This window comes from Ralstonia sp. A12 (assembly GCF_000801955.1).
Lineage (GTDB): Bacteria > Pseudomonadota > Gammaproteobacteria > Burkholderiales > Burkholderiaceae > Ralstonia.
On sequence record NZ_JSZO01000055.1, the window covers coordinates 1 to 3,525 of the forward strand.

The window sequence follows — 3,525 nt, forward strand, 5'->3', positions numbered from 1 at the left end:
ATAACTAGGAATTATCAGCATGCCCTCGCTCTCAGTGCGGGACATTAAAACCGTGCTTCTCGTGGCCGATGTCTATCAAGATGAGGCTTCCGTTCTTCTGCCAGAGCAACGGCGGGACCTAGAGAAGAGCTCACCGGAAACCATCGCGGCCATCACCAAAGCGCTCAACGAGCTCGGCCTCGCGGTGCTTCACCTCCGGTCCCTGGAGGAGCTTTACCAGCGCGCGGCACAGCGACGTCGCAGCGATATCGTGCTTTCCATATTTGGTGGGGAACGATCGCGAAATCGCATGGCGCTGGTCCCTGCAATCTGCGAGAGCCTGGGGACACGTTTTATCGGCCCCGACACTTACGGCCGCGTCGTCTGTCAAGACAAGGCAATCTCAAAAAAACTCGCCCTGGATAGCGGCGTGGTAACGCCGGCCCACTATCTGGCTAGAACGCTATCTGATCTGCAGCGACTCACCCCGACTCGTTTTCCTCTCGTGGTCAAGCCGAACCTTGAGGGCAGTTCAATTGGCATCTCGCAACAAAGCGTGGTGCATAGCGTGGCCGCACTCAATGAAGTCGCTCAGTTAGCGCTCGAGGAATTCGGGCAGCCAGTACTTATCGAAGAGTTTGTGGCGGGACGAGAGGTATCCTTCAACGTCATTGAGAGCGTTCAGGGCACCCATGAACGCTTCGCTGAAATAAGAATGGTCGCACGGCCCGACTATTTCAATGACCATCTCTTCAGCGCCGACATCAAGACTACCTGGTCGGACATCGAGGTCGTTGCGCTTGATGACGTCCTCATCGAGCCAGACCGAGAAGCACTGCTTCGGTTGATTGAAGCCGTCGGCGGTATTGGCTATTGCCGCATTGATGGCAAGCTTCTCGACGGGCGCTTCCAGCTCCTCGAACTCACCCCTGATGCTTGGCTCGATCCTCGCGGGGTTTTCGCTCTAAGCTTTACGCAGACTGGGTGGAGCTACTCGGAGGTTCTGGCTCATGTGCTGACTTCAGAGTCTGAAGCCCGTCGACGTCTAATGTCCAGTGGCTGAGAAACATTGGATGATAGGGTTTCTGGAGCATGTACTGAAATCGCTCAGGAACTGACGCAACACGCCCGACTCTGTACCGCCAATAGTCGTCCTGGAGTGAGTGGGGTCGTAACCCATTGAAGACCTCGTCGATCTCCGCTGTTCGACCAAGTGCGAGCACACGGTCGATGTAGCGCAGGTTGAAGGATACGCCCCAAAACACATCTCTGTCGGCAAACTCGGGGGCTCGTGCGATCCGCAACGCCCGCTCAAATGCCTCGCGCGCCAGTTCATCCCGCTGCGCTAGGGCAGCAGAGATACCGAGATTGGTGTACAGCACGATGTCAGAGTAGTCGTCACCAGAACCCGATATCACCCGGGTAAGCGTGTCACAACATGCAAGCGGTTCAGGGCTTTCAGACAAGAGCTGAACTGCGACCTCGTTGTTGGCGAGAATATGCTGGTCTCGTGCAGTCGATGCAAGAAGTGCGCGGGCCTGATCGATACATTCGTAGGCCGCTTGAATCTCTCCCGACCGCGCTACGTGACTTGCCAGGGTCAGCAAGGTATAGGCCGAAGAGGTCGCAAGCCCGCGTGCGTGGAACCAGCTACTCGCGGCGACCAGGTCGTCAATGCACTCGGGAAAGTCGGAAACCAGTTCCCTGAATCTCAGCAGGTAGCCATACAGGTTGCTGCTGTGCAGCTCCTCCAGGGGGGTCAGTGCATTCCAGAGTTCCCGTGCAGCGTCAATGCGCCCCATGCATCGCAGCTGAATCAACTGAATCAATTGTCCCGCAAGACGTTCGTCCGGATGCGCACTCGCAATAAGATGCTCGGTCAACGCCGTCGCCTCGTCATGGTCTCCCGTTTCAATCAGGCATGCACACAACAGCACGTCGGAGAACATCGATTTCGAGGAAACTTGTCGCAGCAGATCCCTCGCTGTTCGACAGTCCGCAATCTCGGCGGCAAGCTCCGCTGCCCACAATAGGAGCCGATCTTGCTGACCAGCAAACAACCTTGCGTTGCCGTTGATGGCCGTTACGATCTGCGTGACATACCAAGACTGGTCCGCCGTGGTGGAGACACGACTGGACAGAAGAGCAACGAGCTCCTCCATCGTCGCCACATCGTTTAATTCAACGGACAGACGGAGAGCTTGGCGCACCGCTACCGGCATTCCCGAAGTCACGTCTGGAGCGCCAATCGCCAACTGCCGATAGTGGTCTCGAAGTGCTGCCTTCGCTAGCAGTAATGTGCCTGCGAGCGAGGTCTGAGTCCGAATGGCTTCAGCTACGTCCTCGTTCTCTACCCCGAGTAAATCCCCAGCGTGGATCGTGGCCAGTTCGGCATCCACCAGCACAGCCAAGCTAAGGTCAACAGCGCCCAGTGTTGCAAGCGCATTGAGCTTTCCCAGGAGTACCCGAATCAGGGCCCTAGGAATTGCCTCCCCGTGTGCAAACATGAGGCAGAGACACATTCGTTCCATCGCGGCCATGCCCGCGATCTGGCGTCTGTACTCGTCAACAACCCCGCTCTCCAAATCCAGTAGTTTCGGAACACCTCGTGTGTGCTCAACTGAAATCGAGAACCGTAACTGCCGGATAGCACGGACATTGCCATCCCAGCTTAAGTAGTACTCGCCGCTGATGTCGCATGCCCCGGGGATTGCCTGGCGCAACAGCTCTTCCAGATGGGGCTTGCTCAACCTCACCAACTCACGAATATGTAACCACTCCGCTCCAGCGAGCGAAACCGCCTCGATGAAATCGCCGTACAACGTGTTCAGAGGCGCGCCACTCTTCTCTAGCGTGTACTCAAGGATCGCACTGTTCAAACTGTGCGGCCCGGCGATCTCCGCGAGCAATTGCAGGCTGCTATGGTCAATATGCTGCGCCTCGCGCACGACAAGCACCGTTCGATTGCTACTGACGACATGCTTGACGTACCGAGCGCACGTATCGACGGCTTCGCGTGAATCACTTGTCAGTACCTTGTCCGCACTATGGTTTCCTGTACCAAAGAAGCGGTCAAATAACTCGACCCCTGCCTCGTAGATAACTTTCCGCCCCGGGACGCTCCTGAGAAATTTGGTCCATTTCAGGGACTTCGTGCGCTGAACGCGTTCGCTTTTGAGAAATGCCTCGAAGGTCATCGCAACATCCTTCGCTGGATGTTGCTGTATGTACCTGTCAAGCGACTCTGCGCAGCGCTGAATATAGAAGCCTTGATAGACGTTGACGGCGGTACCTTTTGCTCTGACCTGAGGCTCAAGCGCAACGGCAGCAATACCCTCTGCACGCAGCAACTCAATCAGACGACTGGTCAGGCTCGTCTTTCCATACCCCGACGCCGCCATGAGAATGACGAACGCAGCATTTGGATTCCGCGGCGGCATCAGCTCTAGCAGCCCCCCGATTTCCTTCGTGCGGTTGACGAGGACCGGAAGCGATTTTTGCTCAATTTCGCGAGGCATTTGCGTGCTGATAATTCCTAGTTATCGT

The 3,525-nt window shown here is 56.4% G+C and carries 2 protein-coding genes; one reads left to right on the forward strand and one right to left on the reverse strand.

Annotated features, from left to right (window positions below; all coding sequences use genetic code 11):
• Positions 1 to 19 precede the first annotated feature (19 nt).
• Positions 20 to 1,042 (forward strand): hypothetical protein, encoded by a 1,023-nt coding sequence (locus PI87_RS28925; RefSeq protein ID WP_084210138.1) that lies wholly within the window; start codon positions 20 to 22, stop codon positions 1,040 to 1,042.
• Here the strand turns inward: PI87_RS28925 and PI87_RS27915 are convergent.
• The gene (locus PI87_RS27915; protein ID WP_039601008.1) at positions 951 to 3,497 is read right to left on the reverse strand and encodes a hypothetical protein; all 2,547 of its coding nucleotides are present in this window, start codon (positions 3,495 to 3,497) and stop codon (positions 951 to 953) included. The two genes, PI87_RS28925 and PI87_RS27915, sit on opposite strands and share 92 nt — an antisense overlap.
• Between the last annotated feature and the right edge of the window lie 28 nt (positions 3,498 to 3,525).